19 protein-coding genes and 1 pseudogene are annotated in these 24,456 nt (G+C 74.5%); 6 read left to right on the top strand and 14 right to left on the bottom strand.

From position 1 onward, the window contains the following. Positions 1-38 precede the first annotated feature (38 nt). From Q2K19_RS01035 to Q2K19_RS00995, 9 genes and pseudogenes are all read right to left on the bottom strand, one after another. Positions 39-977 (bottom strand): annotated as a pseudogene (locus Q2K19_RS01035) (glycosyltransferase family 9 protein); the annotation flags it as partial. Then, a complete protein-coding gene (locus Q2K19_RS01030; protein WP_446839713.1) occupies positions 974-1,669 on the bottom strand; it encodes an SDR family oxidoreductase in 696 nt (231 codons plus the stop codon). The gene Q2K19_RS01030 and the pseudogene Q2K19_RS01035, both read right to left, overlap by 4 nt. Beyond that, positions 1,666-3,081, bottom strand: coding sequence for a D-glycero-beta-D-manno-heptose 1-phosphate adenylyltransferase (gene rfaE2, locus Q2K19_RS01025; RefSeq protein WP_302766806.1), 1,416 nt, complete (start codon positions 3,079-3,081; stop codon positions 1,666-1,668). Before rfaE2 ends, Q2K19_RS01030 begins: the two co-directional genes overlap by 4 nt. Beyond that, the gene (locus Q2K19_RS01020) at positions 3,078-3,830 is read right to left on the bottom strand and encodes a D-sedoheptulose-7-phosphate isomerase (protein ID WP_446839714.1); all 753 of its coding nucleotides are present in this window, start codon (positions 3,828-3,830) and stop codon (positions 3,078-3,080) included. The genes rfaE2 and Q2K19_RS01020 overlap by 4 nt, the downstream gene beginning before the upstream one ends. After that, on the bottom strand, positions 3,830-5,047 hold the full coding sequence (locus Q2K19_RS01015; RefSeq protein ID WP_302766804.1) for a glycosyltransferase: 1,218 nt from the start codon (positions 5,045-5,047) through the stop codon (positions 3,830-3,832). Before Q2K19_RS01015 ends, Q2K19_RS01020 begins: the two co-directional genes overlap by 1 nt. Further along, positions 5,032-6,015 (bottom strand): glycosyltransferase, encoded by a 984-nt coding sequence (locus Q2K19_RS01010; protein WP_302766802.1) that lies wholly within the window; start codon positions 6,013-6,015, stop codon positions 5,032-5,034. The genes Q2K19_RS01015 and Q2K19_RS01010 overlap by 16 nt, the downstream gene beginning before the upstream one ends. A 47-nt stretch (positions 6,016-6,062) precedes the next feature. Further along, on the bottom strand, positions 6,063-7,736 hold the full coding sequence (locus Q2K19_RS01005; RefSeq protein WP_302766801.1) for an HAD-IIIA family hydrolase: 1,674 nt from the start codon (positions 7,734-7,736) through the stop codon (positions 6,063-6,065). Continuing rightward, positions 7,736-8,767 carry a glycosyltransferase family 2 protein gene (locus tag Q2K19_RS01000; RefSeq protein WP_302766800.1) on the bottom strand — a complete coding sequence of 344 codons (1,032 nt, stop codon included), beginning with the start codon at positions 8,765-8,767 and terminating at the stop codon, positions 7,736-7,738. The genes Q2K19_RS01005 and Q2K19_RS01000 overlap by 1 nt, the downstream gene beginning before the upstream one ends. Continuing rightward, on the bottom strand, positions 8,764-10,416 hold the full coding sequence (locus Q2K19_RS00995) for a carbamoyltransferase family protein (RefSeq protein WP_302766799.1): 1,653 nt from the start codon (positions 10,414-10,416) through the stop codon (positions 8,764-8,766). The genes Q2K19_RS01000 and Q2K19_RS00995 overlap by 4 nt, the downstream gene beginning before the upstream one ends. Positions 10,417-10,616: 200 nt before the next feature. Between Q2K19_RS00995 and Q2K19_RS00990 the strand changes: the two genes are divergently transcribed. Beyond that, the gene (locus Q2K19_RS00990; RefSeq protein WP_302766798.1) at positions 10,617-10,946 is read left to right on the top strand and encodes a cupin domain-containing protein; all 330 of its coding nucleotides are present in this window, start codon (positions 10,617-10,619) and stop codon (positions 10,944-10,946) included. Further along, on the top strand, positions 10,943-11,785 hold the full coding sequence (locus Q2K19_RS00985) for a YwiC-like family protein (RefSeq protein ID WP_302766796.1): 843 nt from the start codon (positions 10,943-10,945) through the stop codon (positions 11,783-11,785). Before Q2K19_RS00990 ends, Q2K19_RS00985 begins: the two co-directional genes overlap by 4 nt. Positions 11,786-11,896: 111 nt before the next feature. Here the strand turns inward: Q2K19_RS00985 and Q2K19_RS00980 are convergent, their stop codons facing one another. After that, the gene (locus Q2K19_RS00980) at positions 11,897-13,108 is read right to left on the bottom strand and encodes a globin domain-containing protein (RefSeq protein WP_302766794.1); all 1,212 of its coding nucleotides are present in this window, start codon (positions 13,106-13,108) and stop codon (positions 11,897-11,899) included. 164 nt (positions 13,109-13,272) lie between these two features. On the opposite strand from Q2K19_RS00980, the gene Q2K19_RS00975 reads away from it, so the two are divergent. The 4 genes from Q2K19_RS00975 (at position 13,273) to Q2K19_RS00960 (ending at position 19,220) form a co-directional block, all read left to right on the top strand. Further along, a complete protein-coding gene (locus Q2K19_RS00975) occupies positions 13,273-13,710 on the top strand; it encodes an RrF2 family transcriptional regulator (protein ID WP_302766792.1) in 438 nt (145 codons plus the stop codon). Beyond that, the gene (locus Q2K19_RS00970) at positions 13,710-14,342 is read left to right on the top strand and encodes a class I SAM-dependent methyltransferase (RefSeq protein ID WP_302766790.1); all 633 of its coding nucleotides are present in this window, start codon (positions 13,710-13,712) and stop codon (positions 14,340-14,342) included. Before Q2K19_RS00975 ends, Q2K19_RS00970 begins: the two co-directional genes overlap by 1 nt. 300 nt (positions 14,343-14,642) lie before the next feature. After that, positions 14,643-16,700: a DNA gyrase/topoisomerase IV subunit B gene (locus Q2K19_RS00965; RefSeq protein ID WP_302766788.1), complete on the top strand. Its 2,058-nt coding sequence runs from the start codon at positions 14,643-14,645 to the stop codon at positions 16,698-16,700. Positions 16,701-16,730: 30 nt separating this feature from the next. Continuing rightward, a complete protein-coding gene (locus Q2K19_RS00960) occupies positions 16,731-19,220 on the top strand; it encodes a DNA gyrase/topoisomerase IV subunit A (RefSeq protein ID WP_302766787.1) in 2,490 nt (829 codons plus the stop codon). A 154-nt stretch (positions 19,221-19,374) separates the two neighbouring features. On the opposite strand, the gene Q2K19_RS00955 is transcribed toward Q2K19_RS00960, so the two are convergent. The 4 genes from Q2K19_RS00955 to Q2K19_RS00940 all read right to left on the bottom strand — a co-directional run bounded on the left by Q2K19_RS00955 (position 19,375) and on the right by Q2K19_RS00940 (position 24,307). Beyond that, positions 19,375-20,718 carry a uracil-xanthine permease family protein gene (locus Q2K19_RS00955; protein ID WP_302766786.1) on the bottom strand — a complete coding sequence of 448 codons (1,344 nt, stop codon included), beginning with the start codon at positions 20,716-20,718 and terminating at the stop codon, positions 19,375-19,377. Positions 20,719-20,814: 96 nt separating this feature from the next. Further along, complete coding sequence (locus Q2K19_RS00950; RefSeq protein ID WP_302766785.1) at positions 20,815-21,450, bottom strand: alpha-ketoglutarate-dependent dioxygenase AlkB; 636 nt, start codon at positions 21,448-21,450, stop codon at positions 20,815-20,817. Between the two features lie 41 nt (positions 21,451-21,491). Next, the gene (locus Q2K19_RS00945; RefSeq protein WP_302766784.1) at positions 21,492-22,817 is read right to left on the bottom strand and encodes a polysaccharide pyruvyl transferase family protein; all 1,326 of its coding nucleotides are present in this window, start codon (positions 22,815-22,817) and stop codon (positions 21,492-21,494) included. Between the two features lie 164 nt (positions 22,818-22,981). Further along, entirely contained in the window at positions 22,982-24,307 is a 1,326-nt protein-coding gene (locus tag Q2K19_RS00940; RefSeq protein WP_302766782.1) for a polysaccharide pyruvyl transferase family protein, read from the bottom strand. Between the last annotated feature and the right edge of the window lie 149 nt (positions 24,308-24,456).

Raw genomic sequence — 24,456 nt, 5'->3', positions numbered from 1 at the left:
GTCGGCGACGCCGGCCGGCAGCGGGGGAGCGGTACCGGGGCCGGCGCCACCCGCGGCCGGGCGGCGGCCGCCACCCGCTCCACGGCGGCCAGCACGGCCGGCACGTCCAGCTCGGCCAGCGCCGGGTGCACGGCCGTGCCGTCGCCGGCCGACCGGGGCCCCACCCAGAGCGCCTGGTGCCACGGCCGGTCCGGCGGCGGCCCCCACTGCGCGGGCGGGACCGGGCCGAAGAGCAGCACCGACGGGGTCGCATAGGCGGTGGCCAGGTGACCGACGCCGGTGTCGCCGCTGACCACCAGGCGGGCGTGAGCCACCAGCGCGGCCAGCTCGGCCAGGTCGGTCTCCCCGGCCAGCACCGCGTCGGCCGGCAGCCCGGCCCGGCGGGCCACCTCTTCGGCGACGGCCCGCTCGCCCGGGTTGCCGGTCACCACCACCCGGTGGCCCCACCCGGTCAGCTCCCGGGCCACCGCCGCGAAGCGGTCCGCCGGCCAGCGCCGAACGCTGGCCTTCGCTCCCGGGTGGACGATGCTCACCCCGGTGGGCAGCCGGCCCGGCCCGGGGCGGCGCAGCGCCAGGTCGGCGCGGTCGGCCGGAATGCCGTACCAGGCCAGCATCCGGCACCACCGGTCCACCTCGTGCTCGTCGGCCCGCCACGGCGGCCCGACATGGCCGGCCTCGGCGTTGGCAAACGCGAGCAGCCGGCACGGCCGGGTCGCGGCCACCATCCGGTGCGACTGCGGGCCCCGGCCGTGCAGGTTGACCGCCAGCGCGGGCCGCGGGCCGGACCACGCCAGGTGGCCCAGCCCGTCCGCCTCCACCAGCCGGTCCACGCCGCCGACCAGCTCGACCAGCGGGGTCAGCCAGCGCGGCGTCACCAAAGCCAGCTCCTCCCCGGGGTACGCGGCCCGCAGCGCCCGCAGCGCCGGCACCCCGGTGGCGAGGTCGCCGACGCCGAGCGCCCGCAGCACGAGGATCACGGGTACGACGACTCCTGCTCGGCGCAGACCACCAGCTCCCGCACGGCGCAGCCGGGCGGCTGGGCCAGGGCGAACATGACCGCCTCGGCGGTGTCGGCCGGGTCGTTGAGGATCGCCTCCGGACCGGGCTTGTACCGCTCGTCCCGGTTGTCGAAGAACGCCGTCCGCATGCCACCCGGGATGAGCAGCGTGACGCCGACCTTCCCGGCCAGCTCGGCGGCGAGCGCCCGGGTGAAGCCGACCACCCCGAACTTCGCCGCGCAGTAGGCGGTGGCGTCGCTGACCGCCTTGACGCCCAGCGTGGACGCCACCGTGACCACGGTGCCGTGCGCCGGCTCCAGGTGCGGCAGGGCCGCCCGGATGACCGCTGCCGTGCCGAGCAGGTTGATCGTCACGATCCGGTCCCAGGTCGCACCGTCGATGTCGGCCAACCGGCCCGGCACGTCCATGCCCGCGGCGGTGACCACCCCGTCCAGGCCGCCGGCCTGGTCGGCGAGCTGCCGGGTGGCCGCCTCGGCGGCGCGGGTGTCGGCCAGGTCGCACTCGACCCAGGGCACCCCGTCGGCCGGCGCTTGCCGGTCCAGCACGTACGGCCGCCCACCGGCCTTGGCCACGGCGGTCACCACCGCCGCGCCGAGCCCGCTCGACCCGCCGGTGACGAGGACCGCCCTGCCGTTCAGATCCCTGCTCATACGGCTCCCTTGACTAGGTGGAGGCCGCGCTTGCGCGCGGCGGAGATGGTGCCGGTGGTGGACCGTCCGGCCAGGTAGGGGACGGTGACGACCTTCCCGCCCCAGCGCTGGACCAGGTCGGCCTCGGGCAGCTCCGCAGCGCCGTCCCTGGCGTAGTCACCGCCCTTGACCCAGACGGCGGGGCGCAGCCGGGCCAGCACCTGGTGCGGGGTGGGCTCGTCGAAGACCACCACCGCGTCGACGCAGTCCAGCGCGGCAAGCAGCCGGGCCCGGTCCGCCTGCGGGTTCACCGGACGCTCGGGGCCCTTCAGCCCGCGTACGCTCCGGTCGGAGTTGAGGCAGACCACCAGGCAGTCGCCGAGGCGGCGGGCCGCCTGGAGGGTGGCCACGTGCCCGGCGTGCAGGATGTCGAAACAGCCGCCGGTGGCCACCACCGTGCCGCCGTCGGCGCGTACCTTCGCCACCAGCTCCTCGGCGGTGCGGGCCGCGGCCAGCGTGGGACGCGGCTCCGCCGCCTCGCGGTGCAGGCCGGCGGCCCCGCCCGCGGCCACGTACGCGGACGCGGCGGCGACCGCCGCGCCGACCGCCTCGGCGACCGGTGCGCCGTCGCCCAGCGCGAGGGTGGCGGTGGCGGCGAACCGGTCCCCGGCGCCGCAGGTGTCCTCCACGCGGTCCAGGCTGGACGGTGGCGGGACGACCAGCGGGGCGCTGCCCGAGTGGCACAGCACCGCGCCCTCCGCACCCATGGTCACCGCGACCGCCCCGGCGCGCCAGCGGCGGCGCAGCTCGTGCCCGGCCCGGGTGGCGGTGGAGAGCGCCGAGCCGGCCCCCGCGTCGCCGGTGAGCTGCCGCAGCTCGGCGACGTTCGGCGTGGTCAGCCGGGCCCCGGGCACCGCGGCCGGGCCGCGTGGGTGCGGATCCCAGACCAGCGGGGCGGTCGCCTCGGCGAGCGCCGCCCGCAGCGTCGGCTGCCGGAGCAGCCCGCGACCGTAGTCGCTGACCAGGATGGCCCGGGCCCGGGTCAGCAGCTCCCGCACCGCCTCCGACGGCTCGCGGGGCGGTTGCGGGTCGCCGCCCCGGTCCAGCCGGAGCAGGGTCTGCCCGCCGGCCCGCAGCCGGATCTTCTCGGCGGTGGGGCCGGGCAGGTGCATCGGGTAGACCTCCACTCCGGCCGCGGCCAGCAGCTCGGCCAGCCGGGCCCCGCCGGCGTCGTCGGCGAGCGCGGTGACCAGTGCGACCTCGCTGTCCTGCGCGGCGGCGAGCAGTGCCGCCAGCCCGGCCCCACCCGGCCGGTCGGTGGCCGAGCGCTCGTCGAACACGGGTACCGGGGCGTCCGGGCAGATCCGGCCGACCGCGCCGGTCACATCCCGGTCCAGCAGCGAGTCCCCGACCACGACCAGGGGCCCGCTCACGACTGCACCCCCTCGGTGGCCCGCCCGTTCGGGGCGTGCCCGTTGCTCGGCTGCCCGTGGATGCCCAGGCGGTCCCGGTCCGGGAGCGGGGCGGCCGGCCGCGGGACCGACGGGGGTGCCCACCGGCCGGCCGTGGCCGCCCGGCTCACCGGCACGGCGGCGGTCGGGAGCTGCCGGATCAGCGGGAGCGCCTGGTCGACGTACGCGCAGAGCAGGTGGGTGGCGACCAGGTGCAGCTCCTGCACCACCTGGCTGTCCGGGGACGGCACGGCGAGCACGTCGTGGCACAGTTCGGCCAGTGGATTCGGTGCGGGGCCGGTGAAGGCCCAGCAGCGCAGTCCGGTGTCGTGTGCGGCGTGGGCGGCGGTGAGGAGGTTGTCGCTGGTGCCGCTGGTGGACATGAGCAGGAGGATGTCGTCGGGTCGGCCGTGGGCGCGGACCTGGCGGGCGAAGACCTGCTGGTAGCCGTAGTCGTTGCCGATGGCGGTGAGGGCGGAGGTTTCGGCGTGCAGGGCGATGGCCGACAGGGGTTCGCGGTCGTCGCGGAGCTTGCCGACCAGTTCGGCGGTGAGGTGCTGGGCCTCGGCGGCGCTGCCGCCGTTGCCGGCCACCAGCAGCCGGCCGCCCCGGGCCAGCGTCCAGGTCAGTTCGGTGCCCCAGTCGGCCAGCCGCTCCGCCTCCCGGCGGTACGGCAGCAGCGCCGCGGCCAGCCCGGCCAGGTGCGCGTCGACGACGTCGCGGTGGGTCATCAGGCCACCGCCGGAGCGGGCCGGGCCACCGTGGCCAGCGTGGCGTAGACCGCGCCGAGCTGCTCGGCGCAGCGCTTCCACGAGTACCGGCTGCGGATCCGGTCCAGCGCCGCCGTGGCGTACGCGAAGCGGCGGACCTTGTCGGTGAGGAGCCGGCGGATCGCGGTGCCGAGCGCGCGGGGGTCGCGCGGCGGGACCAGGTCCCCGGTGAGCCCGTCGACGACGGTGTCGGCGATGCCGCCGACGTTGGTGCCGACCACCGGCACGCCGCAGGCCATCCCCTCGAGGGGAGTGAGTCCGAACGGTTCGTACCACGGGGCGGCGACCAGCACGTCCGCCGAGCGGTACCAGGCGCCCATCTCCTCGCGCGGCACCGAGCCGATCAGCTTGACCCGGTCGGCGACGCCGCACGACTCGGCCAGTGCGGACAGCCGCCGGGCGAACGAGTCGGCGGGGAGCAGGTCGGCGGGCGGGCCGCCGACCACCACGCACTCGGCGTCCGGCACCGCCGGCAGCGCGCGGACCACCTCCAGGAAGCCCTTGCGCTCGACCATCCGGCCGACGGTGAGGATGCGAGGGCGGGCCGGGTCGCGCGGGGCGACCGGCCCGTCCGGGCGGAAGACCGCCAGGTTGACGCCCGACGGGACCAGCGCCATCCGGGACCGGGGCACGCCCATCCGGACCAGCTCCCGGACCTCGTCCTCGCACTGCACGATCACCCGGTCGACGGCCCGCCCGAGCGCCCGCTCGTAGCCGGCCCGCCCTGGTGGACTGGTGTCCTTCGCCCCCTGGTGCCGGCGCTTGACCGTGCCGAGCGCGTGGTACGTCAGCACGGTCGGCACCCCGGTGCGGCGGCCGGCGTGCACGGTGGCCAGCCCGCTCATCCAGAAGTGCGCGTGCGCCACGTCCGGGAGCCAGTCGCCGCGCCGCCAGGTGTCGGCCAGCCAGCTGCCGAACTCGCCCATGTACGGCAGCAGTTGGTCCTTGGGCACCCGGCGGGCCGGTCCGGCCGGCACGTGGCACACCTGATAGCCGTCCGGGGTGGACACCGATTCGGGCAGGGCAGTGGAGTCGCGGCGGGTGTAGACGCGCACGTCGTGACCCGCGCCGACCAGCGCGGCCGCGAGCTCCGCCACGTGCGTGTTCTGGCCGCCGGCGTCCTCCTCGCCGAGCGCGGCGAGCGGGCTGGCGTGCTCCGAAATCATCGCGATGCGCATGTCTCCTCCTCCATCAGCCGATCCCAGTCCGCGAGGAACCGGTCGAGCCCGAACCGTTCCTTCGTCACCTCGCGCGCCCGCGCCCCCAGCCGGTACGCCGCGTCGCGGTCCTCGGCGAGCCAGCGGGCCGCCTCGACCAGCGTGTCCACCCGGGTGGAGAGCACCCCGGCGTCGGGCGGCACGGCGTCCACCGCCTCGGTGGAGGCCAGCGCGATCACCGGCATGCCGACGGTCATCGCCTCGATCAGGCTCAGCCCGAGCGAGGTCCACCGGCACAGGTGCAGGTACGCCCGCCGCCGGGCCACCTCGGCGTGCATCCGGTCCTGCGGCAGGTCGTCGTGGCCGGTCACCGGGATCCCCGGGGCGCCGGCCGCGGCGAGCGCCTCGGGCAGTCCGGCCACCCCCATGCCGAAGACGTCCAGCGGGGCGACCGCCGCGAAGCGCGGCATCAGGTCGGTGCCGGTGACCCGCCAGCGGCGTACCGGCTCGTTGGTGACCACCGCGAGCCGGTCGAGGTCGCCGGTCCACTCCACCTTCGGCGGCACGATGCCGTGCTCGACGACGGCGGTGCGGGTGCCGCTGTTGTCCCAGAACAGCTCGTTGAAGTGGGTGACGTGGGCGAGCAGCAGGTCGTCCCGGTCGGCCATCGGGTGGCGGGTGTTCGGCACGTCGCCCTTCGGGGTGTTGTGCTCGACGTAGATCGCCGGCAGGTCCCGGCCGGGGCGGCGGCCCAGCCACTGCTCGGCCAGCTCCAGCTCCTCGGGTCGTTGCAGGATGACCAGGTCCACCTCCGCCGTACCCAGTTCCTGCGGCGTCACCTCGACGGCGTTCGCCGGCCAGCCGTACGTCCGGGCCCGACCCAGCCCGTACGGGCCGCGGTCGGGCGTGACCGGCACCAGGTAGCGGTGTCTCCCGTGGACGAACGACGTCGTCCAGGAGCCGTGCAGGTGCCACAGCAGAACGTTCATGTGTCTCCTCGTCGGCGACGGGTGCGGGGGCGGGGGCGGGGAGCGGGTCAACCGGGGGTGAGCAGGCGTACGGCCGCGACCACCTGGGCCGGGTCGACGCCGGTCAGGCAGGGGTGCCCGGCGACCGGGCAGACCGCCGCCCGGGTGTCCCGGCAGGCCGCTCCGGCGTCGCCGAGCCGCACCGTCGGTACCCGGTAGGGCCCCCACTGTCCGAACGGGACGGTCGGGGCGAAGAGGCTGACCACCGGCGTGCCGACTGCCGCCGCGAGGTGCGCGGGCCCGGTGTTGCCGACGACCAGGCAGCGGGCGCCGGCGATGATCCGGGCGAGCCCGGCCAGGTCGGTGCTCCCGCCGAGGTCGGTGCCGCCGGCGGCGGCGACCCGGGCGGTCAGCTCCCGTTCGCCGGGGCCCCCGGTGACCACCACCCGGTGCCCGTCGGCGGCGAGCGCGGCCACGATCTCCGCGCAGCGCTGCGCCGGGCAGGCGCGGGCGGGCGCCGACGAGCCGGGATGCACCACCACGTAGGCGCCCGCGGGCAGCTCGGGCCCGGGCCCGGCCGGCACCGCTTCGGTTCCGCTCGCGGCGCGGCCGCCGGTGCCGGCCGGGCCCGGCCGGCCCAGGTCGGCGCGGAGCCGCAGCGCCGGCTCGTCCTCCGCCGGCAGCGCGAACCCGGCCGCGGCGGCCAGCGAGACCGCCCGTTCCGGCTCCGGCACCCCGACGGGTACCCGGTGCCGGACGTCCAGCAGCGAGCCCGGGTAGTCGTCGCTGATCGCGCTGATCCGGGCGACGCCGGCCATCCGCAGCAGCAGCGCCAGCGGGAGGGGCGACTGGTGGAACGACGTGAAGATCACGGCCTCGGCGGCGCCGACGGCGGCCAGCCGGTCGGTGAGCGCGCGCATGTCGGCCGGGTCGACCGGTGCGGGGGAGCCGTCGATCCAGGGCAGCGGCCATTCGATGATCTCGTCGACGCCGGGCAGCAGTTCGGCCGCTGCCCGGCCGCGTGGCCCGCAGAGCAGCACCACCCGTTCCGCCCCGGCCGCCACGGCCCGGATGCCGGGGCCGGTCACCAGCACGTCCCCGGCGGAGTCGCTGCGCACCACGAGGACCGTGCCGGCCCGACGGGCCCGGGGCACCACCGGCCGGACCGCCCGCGTCCGGCGCAGGATCTCGTCCACGGCGGCGGCCAGGTCCCGGGCGACCGCCGGCGCCTCGGCGACCTCCTCGCCCCGGGTGACCGGGGTGGGCACGAGCAGCCCGGTGGCCCCGGCGGCGAGCGCGGCGGCCATGTCCCGGCCGATGTCGCCGACCAGCACGCAGCGCCGCGGCACGGTGCCCAGCGCCCGGGCGGCGGCGTGCACCAGGCCCGGCGCGGGCTTGCGGCAGGCGCAGCGGTCGCCGTCGTCGTGCGGGCAGACCGCCCAGTGGTCGAACGGCCCGAGCAGCTCCTCGACCCGGGCGTGCACCGCCCGCATCTGCCGCTCGGTGAAACAGCCCCGGGCCAGCCCGGACTGGTTGGTCACCACGGCGAGACGCAGCCCGGCGGCGCGCAGCCGGTCGAGGGCCTCCCGGGCGCCGGGCACCGGCCGGACCTTCTCCGGGTCGCCGTTGTAGGGCACGTCCTCGATCAGCGTGCCGTCCCGGTCCAGCAGCACCGCGTCGTACAGGGCTGGGCCGGGTGGCGTCATGGCGGAGCAGTTGCCCCGGGCAAGGGAAGTAAACATCACCCTCCCGCTCCCGGCCGGTCCGCCGTGACCAGCGCCCCGGCGGGCACCGCCCGGGTGCGCCACCAGCCACGTACCCAGTGGCCGATCGCGAGCGGCGGGATGAGCGCGCTGGTCACCAGCATGGTGGTGACCTCCTCGACGGTGCGCGGGCCGGGGGCGACGCGGACCCGGGCGAACTCGGCCGTGCCGGCCGCCCAGCCCAGCCCGGCCAGGCCGGCCACCACGCCGAGGGCGCGCCGCCGACCACCGGGCCGGTCCAGGCCACGCAGCGCCAGGCCGGCCAGCGCGACCGCGCCGGCCGTGACCACGGCCACGTGCCGGGGCCGCCGGCCCGGCGGCAGCTCCAGGTCGGTCCGCCAGGTGCGGCCGTACAGCCGGCGCAGCAGCGCGTCGTCGGCGTTGCCGCGCTGGGTGCGCAGGCTGATCCAGCGGCTCTCCGGGCGTACCGGATGGGTCACCCGCCGCTGGCCGCGGACCAGCAGCCAGCCGGCCCGCCGGACCCGGTGGGCCAGCTCGGTGTCCTCCCGGTAGGCGCGGGGGAAGCGCTCGTCGAAGCCGCCGACGGCGGCCAGGGCCGTCCGGCGGTAGGCCATGTCGGCGGTGATCCACTTTCCGTCGGCCAGGCCGGCGGTGCCGCGCTCCCAGTCGGTGGGGCGGCGCGTCGCCGGCAGCGGCACCGTCACGAGGCCCTGCACGCCGCCCACCCGGCCGGTCGTCGCGAGGTCGGCGCGCAGCCGCCGGGCCCAGTCCGGTGCCGGCAGCACGTCGTCGTCGAGGAAGACCACCCACTCGCCGCGGGCCGCCCGCCAGCCCAGGTTGCGGGCCGCCGCCGGGCCCGCGCCCCGCCCGGTCAGCACCTTCGTGTACGCCGCCAGCGTCCCCGGCACCGCCAGCTCCCCGGTGTCGTCGTCCCGGTCGTCGACCAGCAGCAACTCGGCCTCGGGCAGCTCGGCGAGCTGACCGGCGAGGGCGTCCAGCAGCGTGGCGAGGCTCGGCCGGCCGAGCGTCGGCACCACGAGGCTGATCACCGGCCACCGCCCAGCGCGCGGCGGTGCACCGCGAACGGGCCGAGGGCGAGCAGGTCCACCGGCGCGGAGCCGAACAGCTCCATCGCCTCACGCGGGGTGTCCACCATCGGCCGCCCGGCGGTGTTCAGCGAGGTGTTCACCACGACCGGCAGGCCGGTGAGCCGCTCGAACTCGGCCAGCAGCTCGGCCACCGCCGGCGCGGTGTCGGGGTGCACGGTCTGCACCCGGGCGGTGCCGTCGACGTGGGTGACGGCCGGGATCCGGTCCTGCCACTCCGGCTTCACCCGGTGCACGAAGAGCATGTACGGGCTGGGGTAGACACCCTCGAAGATCTCCGCGAAGCGTTCCGCGCGGACCATCGGGGCGATCGGCCGGAACTGCTCCCGCCCCTTGACGTCGTTCATCCTGCGGGTGGTGTCCGGGTCGCCCGGGTGGGCGAGCAGCGACCGGTGGCCCAGCGCCCGCGGGCCGTACTCGCTGCGCCCCTGGTGCCAGGCGACGATGCCGTTGTCGGCGAGCACCCGGGCGGCCTCGGCGGCGATCGACGCCGGCCGGGTGTAGGGCAGTGCCGCCCGGCGCAGCTCCGCCTCCAGCTCCTCGTCCGACCAGCCCCGACCCAGGTCCGCGCCGGTCATCGGCACGCACCGGTCGCCCAGCTCGCGGGCCAGGTGCAGGGCCGCGCCGAGCGCGGTGCCCGCGTCGCCGGCCGCCGGCTGCACCCAGACGTCCCGGTACGGCCCCTCGGCCGCGATCCGGGCGTTGGCCACGCAGTTCAGCGCCACCCCGCCGGCCATGGCGAGGGTGCCGGCCCCGCCGGAGGCGTCGTAGAGCCAGCGGGACAGGTCGAGGATGATCTCCTCCAGCCGCGCCTGCACGCTGGCGGCGAGGTCGGCGTGGTCGTCGGTCATCTCGCCGTCGGCGGTGCGCGCCTTGGCCATGCTGGCCCAGTCGATCCGCTCCACGTGGAAGCCGCCGTCGTCGGTGACCCGCACCAGCTCGCGGAGCATGCCGAGGTGCTTCGGCGTGCCGTAGGAGGCCAGCGCCATCACCTTGTACTCGTCGCTGGAGTGCAGGAAGCCGAGGTGCCGGGTCAGGTCCTCGTAGAGCAGGCCGAGCGAGTGCGGGAGCTGCTGCGCGTACAGCGGTGACAACCGGCCGTCGCGGTAGACGCCGGCGAGGTGGCTCGCGACCTCGCCCCGACCGTCGAGCACCAGCACGGCGGTGTCGTCGCCGGCCGGCGGGGCGGCCAGCCCGGCGGAGGCGGCGTGCGCCACGTGGTGCGGTACGAATCGGACCTTCTCCGGGTCGAGCCGGGGCAGGGCGGCGGCGAGGAACTGCGGGGCCCGCTTCGCGTAGTCCACCCGCAGCCAGTCCCACGGGTCGCTGAGCCCCAGGTCGGCGGCGTCCCGGCACAGCTGGGGGTCGAAGGAGTAGGCGACGGCGTCGAGGCTGTCGACGTCGATTCCCGCGCTGGCCAGGCACCAGGCGGCGGACAGTTCGGGCAGCTCCCAGGCGGAGAAGGGGACGGGACGCTTGCCGTGCTTGCGGCGGCTGAACCGCTCCTCTTCGGCGGCGGCCACCACCGTGCCGTCCACCACCAGGGCGGCGGCCGGGTCGTGGAAGATTGCGTTGATCCCGAGGACGCGCATGAGCAGTCCCTACCCTGGCGACCACTTCCTAACCTGTAGATCATCGACTTCTCGGGGAGAGGTCGAGGTCGCGTGTGGAGATTCGGATCAGGGACCAAAGTCCCTGGTCGCGGAGCGCGGAAGCGACGAAGCTGTGCAAGAGGTGCATGCGGCTCCAGTTTTCGTGACCGCCTTTACCGCACCGATTCCCGGAGGTGGCCGTGTCCCCGTCCTCGCTCTCCACGCTCGCCGAGGAGCAGCTCACGCTGGCCCGGGCCACCGGCAGCGGGCGCAGTGCCCGTACGGTGCACGGCGGCCCGGGCAGTCCACTGCGGCAGACCCTGGTGGCCCTGGGCGCCGGGCACGCCCTCGAGGAGCACGCCAGCCCCGGTGACGCGACCCTCCAGGTGCTGCGCGGGCGGGTCCGGCTGGTTGCCCAGGACCGGTCCTGGCCGGGGTCGGCGGGGGACCTGCTGGTGATCCCCGATGCCCGGCACGCGCTGCACGCCGACGAGGACGCCGTGGTGCTGCTCACGGTCGCCCGCGGATGAGCGCCACCCCGCGCGCCGGCGCGCACACCGTCCGGCCCGCTCCCGCCGCACCCGATACGGCGCCAGCCGCCGTCCGGCCCGTGCCGCGGGCCGCGTCCCGTGCCGCCCGGCCGGGGCGGGGGCGCCGGCACCGCTGGCTGCCGCCGCAGCACGGTGCCTGGGCGATGCTGCTCCTGCCGTACGCCGCGGCCGTCTGGGTGGCCGGTCCACGCTGGTCGCACCTGCCGCTGCTCGGCGCCTGGCTCGCCGGCTACCTCTTCTCCTACTACGCCATGCTGGCGGTGAAGACCGGCCGCCCGGCCCGGGTGCGCCCGCAACTGCTGGTCTACGGCGGCACGGCCGCGTTGCTGGTCGCGCCGGTGGTGGTCGCCCGGCCCGCGATCCTCGGGTACGCCCCGCTCTACGCCCTGCTCGCCGTGGTCAACGTCGGCCACGCCCGGCGGCGCCGCGAGCGTGCCCTGCTCAACGACCTCGCCTCGGTGGCCCAGAGCGTGCTCATGGTGTTCGTGGTGGCCACTGTCGCCGGGGTGTCGCCCGGCGCGCTGGTCGGGGTGGCGGGGGCGGTTGGCGCGTATCTGGTCGGCACGGTGCTCTACGTCAAGACCATGATCCGGGAGCGGGGGAGGGTCGGCTACCGGGCCGCCTCGGCCGCCCACCACCTGGCGGCGCTGCTGATCGCGGCGGCCTGGTGGGGCCCGGCGGTCACGATGGTCTTCGCGCTCCTGCTGCTCCGCGCGGCGCTGCTGCCCGGCCGCCGGCTGACCGCGGTCCGGGTCGGGGTGATCGAGCTGGTCGGCTCGTTGCTGGTGTTCGCCGCGGTGGTCGAGCACTGGTCCTGACGGTCGGGTGGGCAGGCGCCCGAGGTGCGGTCGACAACTACGGGTGACGGGCCGCCGCGGGGCCGGTGCGGGCATTGCCCGAACCGGCCCCGAGGGCGTGCGGCCGCTCGCTCAGCCGCGCAGCATGCCCGGACCGAACACCTCGTACGCGATCCGCTCGGCCGGTACGCCCCGGCGCAGCAGGCCGCCCCGGACCAGGGCCATGAACGGCACCGGCCCGCACAGGTGCACCCCCGCCCCGGGGGCGAGCGGGATCCGTGCCGGGTCGATGAGGCCGTCGGCGACCTCCGCCTTCAGCCCGGCCAATTCGCCGTCGGCGGCGTCCTCGTACCAGAGCCGGACCGACAGGTTCGGCAGCCGCTCCTGGAGGCCGGGCAGCTCGTGGCGGAGGGCGTGCGCCGCGCCGCTCCGGTCGGCGTGCACCAGCGTCACCGGGCGCTCGGGATCGGTCGCGGCCAGGTGCTCCAGCGCCGCCATCGCCGGGGTGAGGCCGATGCCGGCGCTGACCAGCAGCACCGGGCCGGCCTCGCCGATCGCGCTCACCTCGCCGAACGGCGGGCTGAGCCGGAGCGTGTCGCCGACGGCCACCCGCTCGTGCAGGACGGTGGAGACCATCCCGTCGGGCGCGCCGGCGGCGCCGCGGACCCGCTTGACGGTGATCCGCCAGTGGGTGGCGCCGGGCCGGCCGGAGAGGCTGTACTGCCGGATCTGCTGGCCCCGGCCGCCGTCCAGGTCGACCGCCACCGAGACGTACTGGCCCGGGGTGAAGGCCGGCGCCGGGCCGCCGTCGGCCGGGACCAGGGTGAACGACACGACGTCGACGGTCTCGCGGACCTTCTCCGCCACCCGCCACTCCCGCCACACCGAGGCGTTCTCCGGCACCCCGGCGCCGGTATAGAGGCGGGCCTCGCGGGCGATCAGCTCGCAGGCCAGCAGCCAGTAGACCTCGTCCCAGGCGGCGGCCACCGCCGGCGTGACGGCGTCGCCGAGCACCTCACCGACCGCGGCGAGCAGGTGCCGGCCGACGATCGTGTACTGGGTGGCGGTGATGCCGAGCGAGGCGTGCTTGTGCGCGATCCGGTCCAGGATCGGGCCCCACGGGGCCGTGCCGTCGCCGGTCAGGTGCTCGGCGTACGCGACCACGGCGGCGGCGAGCGCCGCCTTCTGCTGCCCGGTGGCCTGGTTGCTCCGGTTGAAGATGTCCAGCAGTTCCGGGTGGGCGTCGAACATCCGCTGGTAGAACCGGCCGGTGATCGCCTCACCGTGCGCCTGTACGGCGGGCAGGGTGGCTGCCACCACGGCTGCTGAGGATTCCGAGAGCACGACTACTCCTTTTGCGGCATCGAACGGGTCGATCTCCACTGAACAGGAATCGCGGACTCCTCTTTAGGGTCGAAGGTCCCGGCCAATCGGTTGTCCGGATCACACTCCCGATCGCGCCTGCCGGCCGTTTCCTGAGCTGGCAACCGCTGGCTACTGTCGATGCTGTGAAGCTCAACCGCTCGACGGACATGGCATTGCGGATCGCCATGGTCACCGCCGCCGCCGAGGTCCGGACGACGGTGGACGAGCTGGCCACGCAGCTCTCGCTGCCCCGCAGCCACGTGGCCAAGGTGGTGCAACGGTTGCAGCGGCTCGGCGTGCTGGTCACCATCCGGGGCCGCTCCGGCGGGGTCGCCTTCGCCGAGCACGCCGGCGAGCTGACCGTCGGGCAGGTGGTCCGGGCCTTCGAGGGGGACGACGAGGTGGTCTCCTGCGAGCAGCCGCTCTGCCCGCTGGCCGGTGACTGCCGGCTCCGTGGGCAGCTCCGCCGGGCTCAGGCCGCCTTCCTCGCCGTGCTCGACGACGTACGCCTCGGGGAGCTGGCCCACGGCTCGGCCGGCCCGCTCCTGCTCACCCTCGGCGCCCCGGAGGTCCATAGCTGATGACCGTCTCGCATCCGGTGTTCTCCCGGATCTTCGCCCGGGCCAGCGTGGCGATGGACCGGGCCGGCGCGGCCGCGCACCGGCGCCGCCTGGTGGCCGGGCTGCGTGGGCGGGTGGTCGAGGTGGGCGCCGGCAACGGCCGGAACTTCCCGCACTACCCGTCGAGCGTCACCGGCGTGCTCGCGGTCGAGCCGGAGCCGCGGCTGCGGGCCATCGGCCGGGCCGCCGCGCCCGACGCCCCGGTCCCCGTGACCGTGGCCGCCGGTCTCGCCGAGGCGCTGCCGGCCGCCGACGCCTCCGTCGACGCGGTGGTGCTCTCCCTGGTGCTCTGCTCGGTGCCGGACCAGGCGGTCGCGCTGCGCGAGGCGCGCCGGGTGCTGCGTCCGGGCGGGCAGCTCCGCTTCTACGAGCACGTCGTGGCGGAGACGCCCGGGCTGCGCCGGGCCCAGCGCTGGGTGGATGCCACCCTCTGGCCGCTGTTCTGCGCCGGCTGCCACACCGGCCGGGACACCGTGGCGGCCATCCGGGCGGCCGGGTTCACCGTGGTCGAGCTGGACCGGTTCCGCTTTCCGCCGTCCGGGTTGCCGGGTCCCGCCGCCCCGCACGTGCTCGGCGCCGCCGTCCGCGCCTGACGGCGGCCGGACCTCCGCCCGGCACAGAACCCGCTCGAACCAGCCGGTCGGGTCGCCCTTCGCCAGCGCCGGGGAAGAGAGCCGCCGGGTCGGATCGTTGTGGTGCACGGGCGCCGCCTCGCCTCCGGCGTCGTCCCGCCGGCGCCGGCGTGGACCCCGGCCGGAGGGTAACCGGACAACGCACCGCACCGGGTGCCACAGCTCTGTCGGAGTGCCGGGCTAGGCTCGCTCCGGCGCGCCGCGCGAGGCGATCGAGCCGGTGAGCGGCACCACACCGCCGAGACCTGGGAGTACGACCAGTTGACCGCACAGCCTGAGACCCTGTACGGGGCCGACGACCTGACGCACCTGGAGGGCCTGGACGCCGTCCCCAAGCGCCCCGGCATGTACATCGGCTCGACCGACAGCCGTGGCGTGGGTCACCTCGTCAACGAGATCCTCGACAACTCCACCGACGAGGGTGTCGGAGGTCACGCCACGAAGGTCGACGTGATCCTGCACGCCGACGGCTCGGTGCAGGTCGACGACGACGGCCGGGGCATCCCCACCGACGTGCACGCCAAGTCCGGCATCTCCGGCGTGGAGCTGGTGCTCACCCGGCTGCACGCGGGCGGCAAGTTCGGCGGCTCGGGCTACAAGACCTCCGGTGGCCTGCACGGGGTGGGCGCCTCGGCGGTCAACGCGCTCTCCCGGCGGTTCGACGTCACGGTCCGGCGTGGCGGCAAGATCCACTCGATGTCGTTCCGGCACGGCGTGCCGGGGATCTTCGACGGGGACGGCCCGGACGCCCCCTTCACGCCCGGCCCGGGCCTGCAGATCGTCGGCGCGATGAAGCGCGGCCAGCGCGCCGGCACCTCGATCCGCTGGTGGCACGACCCGCGCTACTTCGAGACCGGCGCCCACCTCGACACCGACGCGGTCCGGCTCAAGCTGCGCAACACCGCCTTCCTCGTCCCCGGCGTCGCCTACCGGCTGCGCGACGAGACGGGCGAGCAGACCGTCGAGGAGAAGTTCCACTTCCCCCACGGCCTGACCGACATGGTGGAATACCTGGCCCCGGCCGGGGACCGGCCGGTCTCCGGGACCCTGCTGGTGACCGGGGAGGGGACCTACCGGGAGAACGCCGCCGACGCCAACGGCGTGATGCAGTCCAACGTGCAGCGCCGGGCCGAGGTCGAGATCGCCTTCCGCTGGGGCACCGGCTACGAGCGCACCGTCGAGTGCTTCACCAACACCATCCGCAACGCGCACGGCGGCACCCACCGCAAGGGCTTCGAGCGGGCCCTGGTGCGCACCCTGGCCGAGGCCGCCCGCAACACCCGCGGCCTGCTCAAGCCCAAGGAGGACGCGCCCACCCTGGACGACGTCCTGGAGGGCATGACCGCCGTGGTGCACGTGCGCATCCCGGAGCCGCAGTTCACCTCGCAGACCAAGGACGAGCTCTCCACCGCCGGCATCACCAAGGTGCTCCAGGGCCTGGTCGAGCAGCACCTCAAGGCGTGGCTGGAGGACCGGAAGACCAAGGCCGAGGCCCGGACGGTGCTGCAGAAGATCGTCGACGCGGCCCGGGTCCGGCTCACCCAGAAGCAGCAGAAGGACGCCGCCCGCCGCAAGACCGCCCTGGAGGGCGCGTCGATGCCGGCGAAGCTGGTCGACTGCCGGGCCACCGGGGTGGAGCGCAGCGAGCTGTTCATCGTGGAGGGTGACAGCGCCCTCGGCACCAGCCGGATGGCCCGCTCCTCGGAATACCAGGCCCTGCTGCCGATCCGCGGCAAGATCCTCAACGTGCAGAAGGCGAACCTCCAGCAGGTGCTGGACAACGCCGAGTGCGCGGCGATCGTGCAGGTGCTCGGTGCCGGCTCCGGGCGCACCTTCGACCTGTCCGCGATGCGTTACGGCCGGGTGCTCATCATGGCCGACGCGGACGTCGACGGCGCGCACATCCGGACCCTGCTGATCACGCTCTTCGCCCGCTACATGCGGCCGCTGATCGAGGCGGGCCGGCTCTACGCGGCGATGCCGCCCCTGCACAAGATCACCACCAAGGGGCGCAACCCGCAGACCATCTACACCTACACGCAGGCCGAGATGGAGGCGACGATCCGCAAGCTGGAGAAGGCCGGCAAGCAGATCGTCACCCCGATCCCGCGCTTCAAGGGCCTCGGCGAGATGGACGCCGACGAGCTCTGGGAGACCACGATGAACCCGGCCACCCGGGCGGTCCGCCGGATCACCCTCGACGACGTCGAGGCCGCCGAGCAGATCCTCGAACTGCTCATGGGGGAGAAGGTCGAACCCCGCCGCAACTGGCTGATCGACTCGGCCGACCGGGTCGACCGCGAAGCCATCGACGCCTGACCACCGGGTTTCGAAAGGAAACGCTGAACCATGGCACGCCGTAGGGACGACCGCGCCCGCGCCGACCTGTCCGCCTTCGACCGGGCCGGCGCGCGGGTCTTCGACAACCCGCTGGTCACCGAGGTCTCGGACTCCTACCTGGAGTACGCCTTCTCGGTCATCCACTCCCGCGCCCTGCCCGACGCGCGGGACGGCCTCAAGCCGGTGCACCGGCGCATCCTCTGGTCCATGTACGAGCAGGGCCACCGCCCCGACCGGGGCCACGTGAAGTCGGCCCGGATCGTCGGCGACGTGATGGGTAAGTACCACCCGCACGGCGACGCCGCGATCTACGACGCGATGGTCCGGCTCGCCCAGGACTTCTCGCTCAACGCGCCGCTGATCGACGGCCACGGCAACTTCGGCTCGCCCGACGACGGCCCCGCCGCGGCGCGTTACACCGAGGCCCGGATGTCCCGCGAGGCGATGCTCCTCGTCGGCGAGCTGGGCGAGGACACCGTCGACGTCGAACCCAACTACGACGGCTCGCTCACCCAGCCCACCGTGCTGCCGGCGGCCTTCCCCAACCTGCTGGTCAACGGCGCGTCCGGGATCGCGGTCGGCATGGCCACCAACATGATCCCGCACAACCTGGGCGAGGTCGTCCAGGCGGCCCGCTGGCTGATCAACCACCCGGACGCCACGCTGGACAAGCTCATGGAGTTCGTCCCCGGCCCCGACCTGCCCACCGGCGGGCTGCTGCTCGGCCTCGACGAGGTGCGCCGGGCGTACGAGACCGGGCGCGGCGTGGTCCGGATGCGGGCCCGGGTCGAGACCGGCCCGCTGGAGGGCAGCCGGGGCCGGCAGGCCATCACGGTCACCGAGCTGCCGTACGGCGTCGGCGCGGAGAAGGTCATCGCGGCGATCACCAACGAGGTCAACAAGACCAAGCGGCTCTCCGGCATCGCCGACGTCAAGGACCTCACCGACCGGGAGAACGGCACCCGGCTGGTCATCGAGTGCAAGGTCGGGGTCAACCCGCAGGCGCTGCTGGCCGACCTCTACCGGCTCACCCCGCTGGAGCAGTCCTTCGGCGTGAACAACCTGGTCCTGTTCGGCGGCCAGCCGCAGACCCTGGGGCTCAAGGCGCTGCTGGAGGTCTTCATCAACCACCGGTACGAGGTGGTGACCCGGCGCAGCGCGTACCGCAAGCGCAAGCGCGAGGAGCGGCTGCACCTGGTCGACGGCCTGCTGATCGCCCTGCTCGACATCGACCGGGTGGTCAAGCTGATCCGGGGCAGCGAGGACGCCCAGGCCGCCAAGGACGGCCTGATGCAGAAGTTCAAGCTCTCCGAGATCCAGGCGACCTACATCCTGGACACCCCGCTGCGCCGGCTGACCAAGTACGACCGGCTGGAGCTGGAGGCGGAGCAGGAGAAGCTGCGCGGCGAGATCGCCGAGCTGGCGAAGATCCTCGACGACGCGAAGGTGCTGCAGAAGGTGGTCTCCGACGAGCTGGCCGCCGTGGTCAAGCAGTTCGGCGCGGACCGCCGCACCACCCTGGTCGACGGCGACCTCAAGGAGGTCCTCGCGGCCTCCGTGCCGGCCGGCCCGCTGGAGGTCGCCGACGACCCGTGCCAGGTCATCCTCTCCGCCACCGGGCTGGTAGCCCGGACGGCGGCCGAGTCGGAGGAGGCCGCCGAGGCGCGGCGACGCTCCGGCCGGGTCAAGCACGACGCGGTACGCGCCGTCGTCCACTCCACCGCCCGGGGGCGGGTGCTGCTGGTCACCAGCGCCGGCCGGGCCTTCAAGATCGACGTACTGCCGCTGCCGGTGCTGCCCGAGCAGTCCGGCACGGTGTCCCTGCGCGGCGGCATGTCCGCGGCCGAGCTGGTGCCGCTGGAGCCGGGGGAGACGGTGGTGGGGCTGGCGCCGCTCGGCCCGTCCGCCGAGGGCTCGGCCGGCCTGGCGCTGGGCACCCGGCAGGGCGTGGTGAAGGTCTGCGCGCCCGAGTGGCCGGTCCGCTCGGACGAGTTCGAGGTGATCTCGCTGCGCGACGGCGACGAGGTGGTTGGGGCGACCTGGCTCACCGACGGCGCCGAGACCCTGGCCTTCATCTCGTCGGAGGCGTCGCTGCTGCGCTTCGCGGCCTCCCTGGTCCGGCCGCAGGGCATCAAGGGCGGCGGCATGGCCGGCATCAACCTGCCGGCCGGGGCGACGGTGGTGTTCTTCGGCGCGGTCCGCACCGACGACCCGTCGCACGGCGAGCCGATGGTGGTCACCTCGACCGGTGCCACGGTCAAGGTGACGCCGTTCAAGGCGTACCCCGCGAAGGGGCGGGCGACCGGCGGCGTGCGCGCGCAGCGGTTCCTCAAGGGCGAGGTGGACCTGCCGGTGGCCTGGGTGGGCCCGCGCCCGGTCGGCGCCACGGCGAACGGCGATCCGGTGGAGCTGCCGCCGGCGGACCCCCGCCGCGACGGCTCCGGCTTCGCCGTCATGCTCGGCCCCACCGTCATCGGCCACCAGATCGACCGCGACTGACCCGGCCGGCGAAGGGGCCCTGCGGCTGTGCCGCAGGGCCCCTTCGCGCGTCCCGCCCTCGTCAGGCGCGGTCGATCATGAAGTTGACGGTGCGGAACCGGGCATCTCGCGCAGCCAACTTCATGATCAACGGGATCGGCCGGGCCCGGAGGGGTCAGAGTTCGGGTTCGGGGCCGCGGCGGGAGTCCGGGGTGGTGCCGCGGAGGTGGGCGATCAGGCGCATGCCGTGGTAGATGACCAGGGCGGCGCCGGTGCCCAGGGCGATGCCGCTGAACGACAGGTCGCCGGCGGTGACCGTGTAGTTGGCCGCACCGACGATCACCGCCACGGCGGCCGTCATCAGGTTCACCGGGTCGTGGAAGTCCACCCGGTTCTCGATCCAGATCCGGGCGCCCAGGATGGCGATCAGGCCGTAGAGCGCGGTGGTCGCGCCGCCCAGCACGCCGGCCGGCACGGTGAGGATCAGCGCGCCGAACTTCGGGCTCAACCCGAGCAGCACCGCCGCCGCCCCCGCCACCCAGTACGCGGCGGTCGAGTAGACCCGGGTCGCCGCCATCACGCCGATGTTCTCCGCGTACGTGGTGGTGCCGGAGCCGCCGCCCGAGCCGGCGAGCACGGTGGCCAGGCCGTCGCCGAGGAACGCCCGCCCCATGTCCCGGTCCAGGTTCCGGCCGGTCATCGCTGCCACCGCCTTGACGTGCCCGGCGTTCTCCGCGATCAGCACCAGGATGACCGGAATGACCAGCACCACCGCGCGCAGGCTGAAGCTGGGCGCGTGGAACACCGGCAGGCCCACCCAGGCGGCCTCCTTCAGCCCGGTGACCGCCTTCGGGTCCAGCTCGCCGAGGACCGCGGCGAGCACCCAGCCGACGACCACGCCGAGCAGGATGGAGAGCCGGGCCAGGAAGCCCCGGAAGACCACCGTGGCGACCAGGATCGCCACCAGGGTGACCACCGCGATCAGCGGCTGCGCCTTCACGCCCGTGCCGCTGCCGCCGCCGTCCCAGGCGACCGGGGCGAGGTTGAGCCCGATCAGCGCGACGATCGCACCGGTCACGACGGGCGGCATCAGCGCGTCGATCCAGCGCGCCCCGGCCAGTTGCACCACCACGCCGACCAGCGCCAGCACCGCGCCGGCCACCACGATGCCGCCCAGCGCGGCGCCGATGCCGCCGCCGGTCTTCGCGGCCAGCACCGGCGCGATGAACGCGAACGACGAGCCCAGGTACGAGGGCAGCCGGTTGCCGGTGATCAGCAGGAACAGCAGGGTGCCCAGCCCGGAGAAGAAGAGCGTGGTGGCCGGCGGGAAGCCGGTGATCAGCGGCACCGTGAAGGTGGCGCCGAACATGGCCACCACGTGCTGCACGCCGACGCCGACCGTACGCGGCCAGGAGAGTCGCTCGTCCGGGTGGACCACATCGCCGGGGCGGACGGAGCGGCCGTCGCCGTGCAGGCGCCAGGCGGACCTGCGGGATCGTGACTCGGTGGACTGGGTCATGCTGCGCCCTTCGCGTCGTCAGGTGACGGGGGCGGTGATCGACCCTGAGAGTTGTTTCTAGCACGTGCCCCGTCGGGCCTCGGGGCCGGCTCGGCCTCAGGCCACCCCGGCGGGACGGAACTGGACGCTGACCCGGGGGCCGACCGGCCGGGCGGTCTTCGGGATGGCGTGCTCCCAGGTGCGCTGGCACGACCCGCCCATCACCACCAGGTCGCCGTGGCCCAGCGGGAAACGCAGGCTGGCTCCGCCGCCGCGGGGACGCAGCAGCAGCGGGCGCGGCGAGCCGAACGACACGATGGCCACCATGGTGTCGACGTGCGCGGAGCGGCCCAGCGTGTCGCCGTGCCAGGCCACGCTGTCCCGGCCGTCCCGGTAGTGGCACATGCCGGCGGTGACGAAGGGCTCGCCCAGCTCGGCGGCGTAGTGCCGGGTCAGGGCCTCACGGGCCGCGGTGAGCACCGGGTGGGGCAGCGGTCGGCCGGCGGCGTACCAGCAGAGCAGGCGGGGGACGTCGACCTCGCTGTCGTACATGGTGCGGCGCTCGGCCCGCCACGGCACGTCCCGCAGCAGGACGTCGAGCACCGCGTCGGAGCCCCGCACCCAGCCGGGCAGGTGGTCGACCCAGGCGCCCCGGCTCAGCTGGTGTCGGCGCAGCGAGCCGGCGAGCGGGCCGAGGCTCGGACCCTGCTCGGCGAAGTCGAGCATCGAGGGCTGGTACGCGACGTCGGACACGCCGCCGATCCTACCCCGGTCATCGAACAGGCGTACGAGGATCAGTGGCGCAGCATCCGCCGGACCCGGCCGCCGACCGCCTGCTTGACCCGCTCGCGCAGCGGCTGGGCGCGGAGCGCCTTGAGCTTCTGCTGGAGCGCCCGGTTCTCGTCGCGCAGAAACTGGAGGCGGGTCAGCAGGTCCTCGGCGGGGTAGGCGGAGGCCGGCCGGACCGCCGGCGGGTAGACGGTTCGGCGGACCTGCTCGTCGAACCGGGCGGCGCTGTTCCCGTCGCCGAACGAGAGATCGAGGTCGTGCTTGGCGAGGAACGCGGTGATCCGGGCGAAGCGCTCCTTGTGGCCGTCGTTCAAGGCCGTGTAGTCGGCGTCCTCGTAGAGTTGGGCGGCGTCGACGTCGGCCGGCACGTCGCGCATCAACCGGTGCGGGATGTCGAAGTAGCGGGCCAGCTCCAGCGTGCGCGAGTCGTGCGCGAGGAGGTACCCGGGGGTGCCGGAGATCAGCGCCGTGATGGTGCCGTGGATCCGGGTGCCGAACGCGAAGTCGAATCCGGAGAGATACTCCATCCATGGCCACGGGTCCATGAACATTCGCACCTTGTCCTCGACCAGAAGCGGGTGCGAGGTGTGGATCGGCAGGTCGTCGGTCTTGCCGCGCAACTTCGGCACGTCGCCGTAGAGCAGGGTGCCCAGGGTGTAGAGGTCCTGCGCCACGTAGCGCAGGTTCGGGTAGCGCCGGTGGTGGTGGCGGACGAGCGGGGCGAGCGCGCGGACGTACGGCGAGATGACGAACGCGAGCCGGTCCTCGGTGCCCAGGGCCGCCTTCGCCTTCTCGATGCGGAGGCTGTCGCCGTGCAGGAACATCGACGGGCAGCCGATCTGCTCGACGGCGGAGAAACCCAGCGCGCGCAGGTAGTCCTCGGTGATCTCGCCGCGGACGCCGATGCTGTGCGAGCGGTCGAGCACCGCCCGGCAGAAGGCGCGTACCGCGTCGTCGATCGGGCGCAGGTGCTCCCGGTCGCCGTCCACGTCGGTCTGTGCCCCGACGCCGAGCACCACCACCGGGATCTTCAGCCGCTCGATCAGCCGGGTCATCGACCCCAACCGGTCCGCGTAGTCGCGGCGGAACGCGTTGGCCAGCGGGATCACGAAGACGTCGTACTTCTCGTTGATCTCGCCGGCATCGCGCGGGTCCGCCCGGAACCTTGACGGGGTGATCTCCGCCGTGGCGGTGGCCAGCAGCTTGTACGCGGCGTGGCTGAAGACCAGGTTGCCGGTGTTCTTGCCGATCCAGTCCCGCTCGTAGGTCTCCTCGGCGGTGAGGACGTCGAACGGGCCCTTGCGGGCGCGCAGCAGAATCCGTTGATGCATCCTGGATATCCACCTTCCGCCCTCGGGCACGATGTGGCCGGCGGGAACCCGAGCGGACCGGCCGGTCGGAGCGCGGTTCGCGTTCTCCTGAGACGAGGAATCGTAAGCCATCGGGCGGCTCGGACGGATCCCGCGGGGCTCCGGCGGTCCGCGGCGTACGAGGATCAGCGCCGCAGCATCCGGCGGACCCCGCCGCCGACGGCCTGCTTGACCCGTTCGCGCAGCTGCTGGGCCCGCAACGAGTCGACGTCGGCCCGCAGCGTCCGGTTCTGGTCCCGCAGCCACTGGATACGGGACAGCAGCTCCTCGGGCGGGGTGCCGGCGGCCGGTCGGACCGCCGGCGGGTAGACCGTCTCCCGGACCCGCTGGTCGAAGCGGCCGGCGCTGTCCCCGTCCGCGAACGAGTGGCCCAGGTCGTGCTTGGCCAGGAACGCGGTGATGGCCGCGAAGCGTGCCTGGTGGCCGTCGTTGAGGGCCGTGTAGTCGGCCTCCTCGTAGAGCTGGGCGGCGTCGACGTCGGCCGGGACGTCCCGCATCGCCCGGTGCGGGATGCCGAAGTACCGGGCCAGCTCCAGGGTGCGCGAGTCGTGCGCGAAGAGGTATCCGGGGGTGCCGGAGATCAGCGCGGTGATGGTGCCGTGGATCCGGGTCCCAAAGGCGAAGTCGAACCCGCCGAGGTAGTCCATCCACGTCCACGGGTCGACGAACATCCGCACCTTGTCCTCGACGAAGAGCGGGTGCGAGGTGTGCACGGGCATGTCGCCGCCGCGCCCCCGCTGCTCGGGGGCGTCGCCGTAGAGCAGGGTGCCGAGGGTCTTCAGGTCCTGCGGCAGGTAGCGCAGGTTGGGGTAGCGCCCGTGGTGCTGGCGGACGATCCCGGCCATCGAGGAGACGTACGGCGAGATGGTCAGCGCGATCCGGGCGTCGCCGTCCAGCGTCGGCTTCGGCTTGTCGATCCGGAAGTTGCCCCCGTGCAGGAACATCGACGGACAGCCGATCTGCTCGACCGCGGAGAAGCCGAGGGTCCGCAGGTAACTCTCGGTGATCTCGCCGCGCACCCCGATGCTGTGCGAGCGGTTCAGCACCGCCCGGCAGAAGGCGCGCACCGCATCGTCGATCGGGCGCAGGTATTCCCGGTCGCCGTCGAGGTTTGTCTGCACGCCGACGCCGAGCACCACCACGGGGATCTTCAGCCGCTCGATCAGCCGGGTCATCGGCGCCAGCCGGTGCACGAAGCTGCGGCGGAACGCGTTGGCCAGCGGGATCACGAAGACGTCGTACTTCTCGTTGATCTCGTCGGCGTCGCGCGGGCTGGCCCGGAACTGTGACGGGGTGATCTCCGCCGTCGACGTGGCGAGCAGCTTGTACGCGGCGTGGCTGAAGACCAGGTTGCCGCTGTTGTCGCCGATCCAGTTCCGTTCGAAGGTCTCCTCGGGGCTGAGGACGTCGAACGGGCCCTTGCGGGCGCGCAGTAGGATCCGCTGGTGCATCCGGGTCTCCACCTTCCGTTCCAGGCATGACAAGCCCGGTGGGAACCGGAGTGGGCCGGTGGCCGGCGCACGGTCCCCGTTCCGTGCAGGCGCCGAAATCGTAAGGCATCGACTGACGGACAGGTGTCCCGTGCGCCGGGCGGCCCGGC

Origin of the sequence: Micromonospora sp. NBRC 110009, from assembly GCF_030518795.1 — a bacterium.
Taxonomy (GTDB): Bacteria; Actinomycetota; Actinomycetes; order Mycobacteriales; family Micromonosporaceae; genus Micromonospora.
Note: the sequence above shows the minus strand (reverse complement) of the source record. Positions and strands in the feature narration are given on the sequence as shown.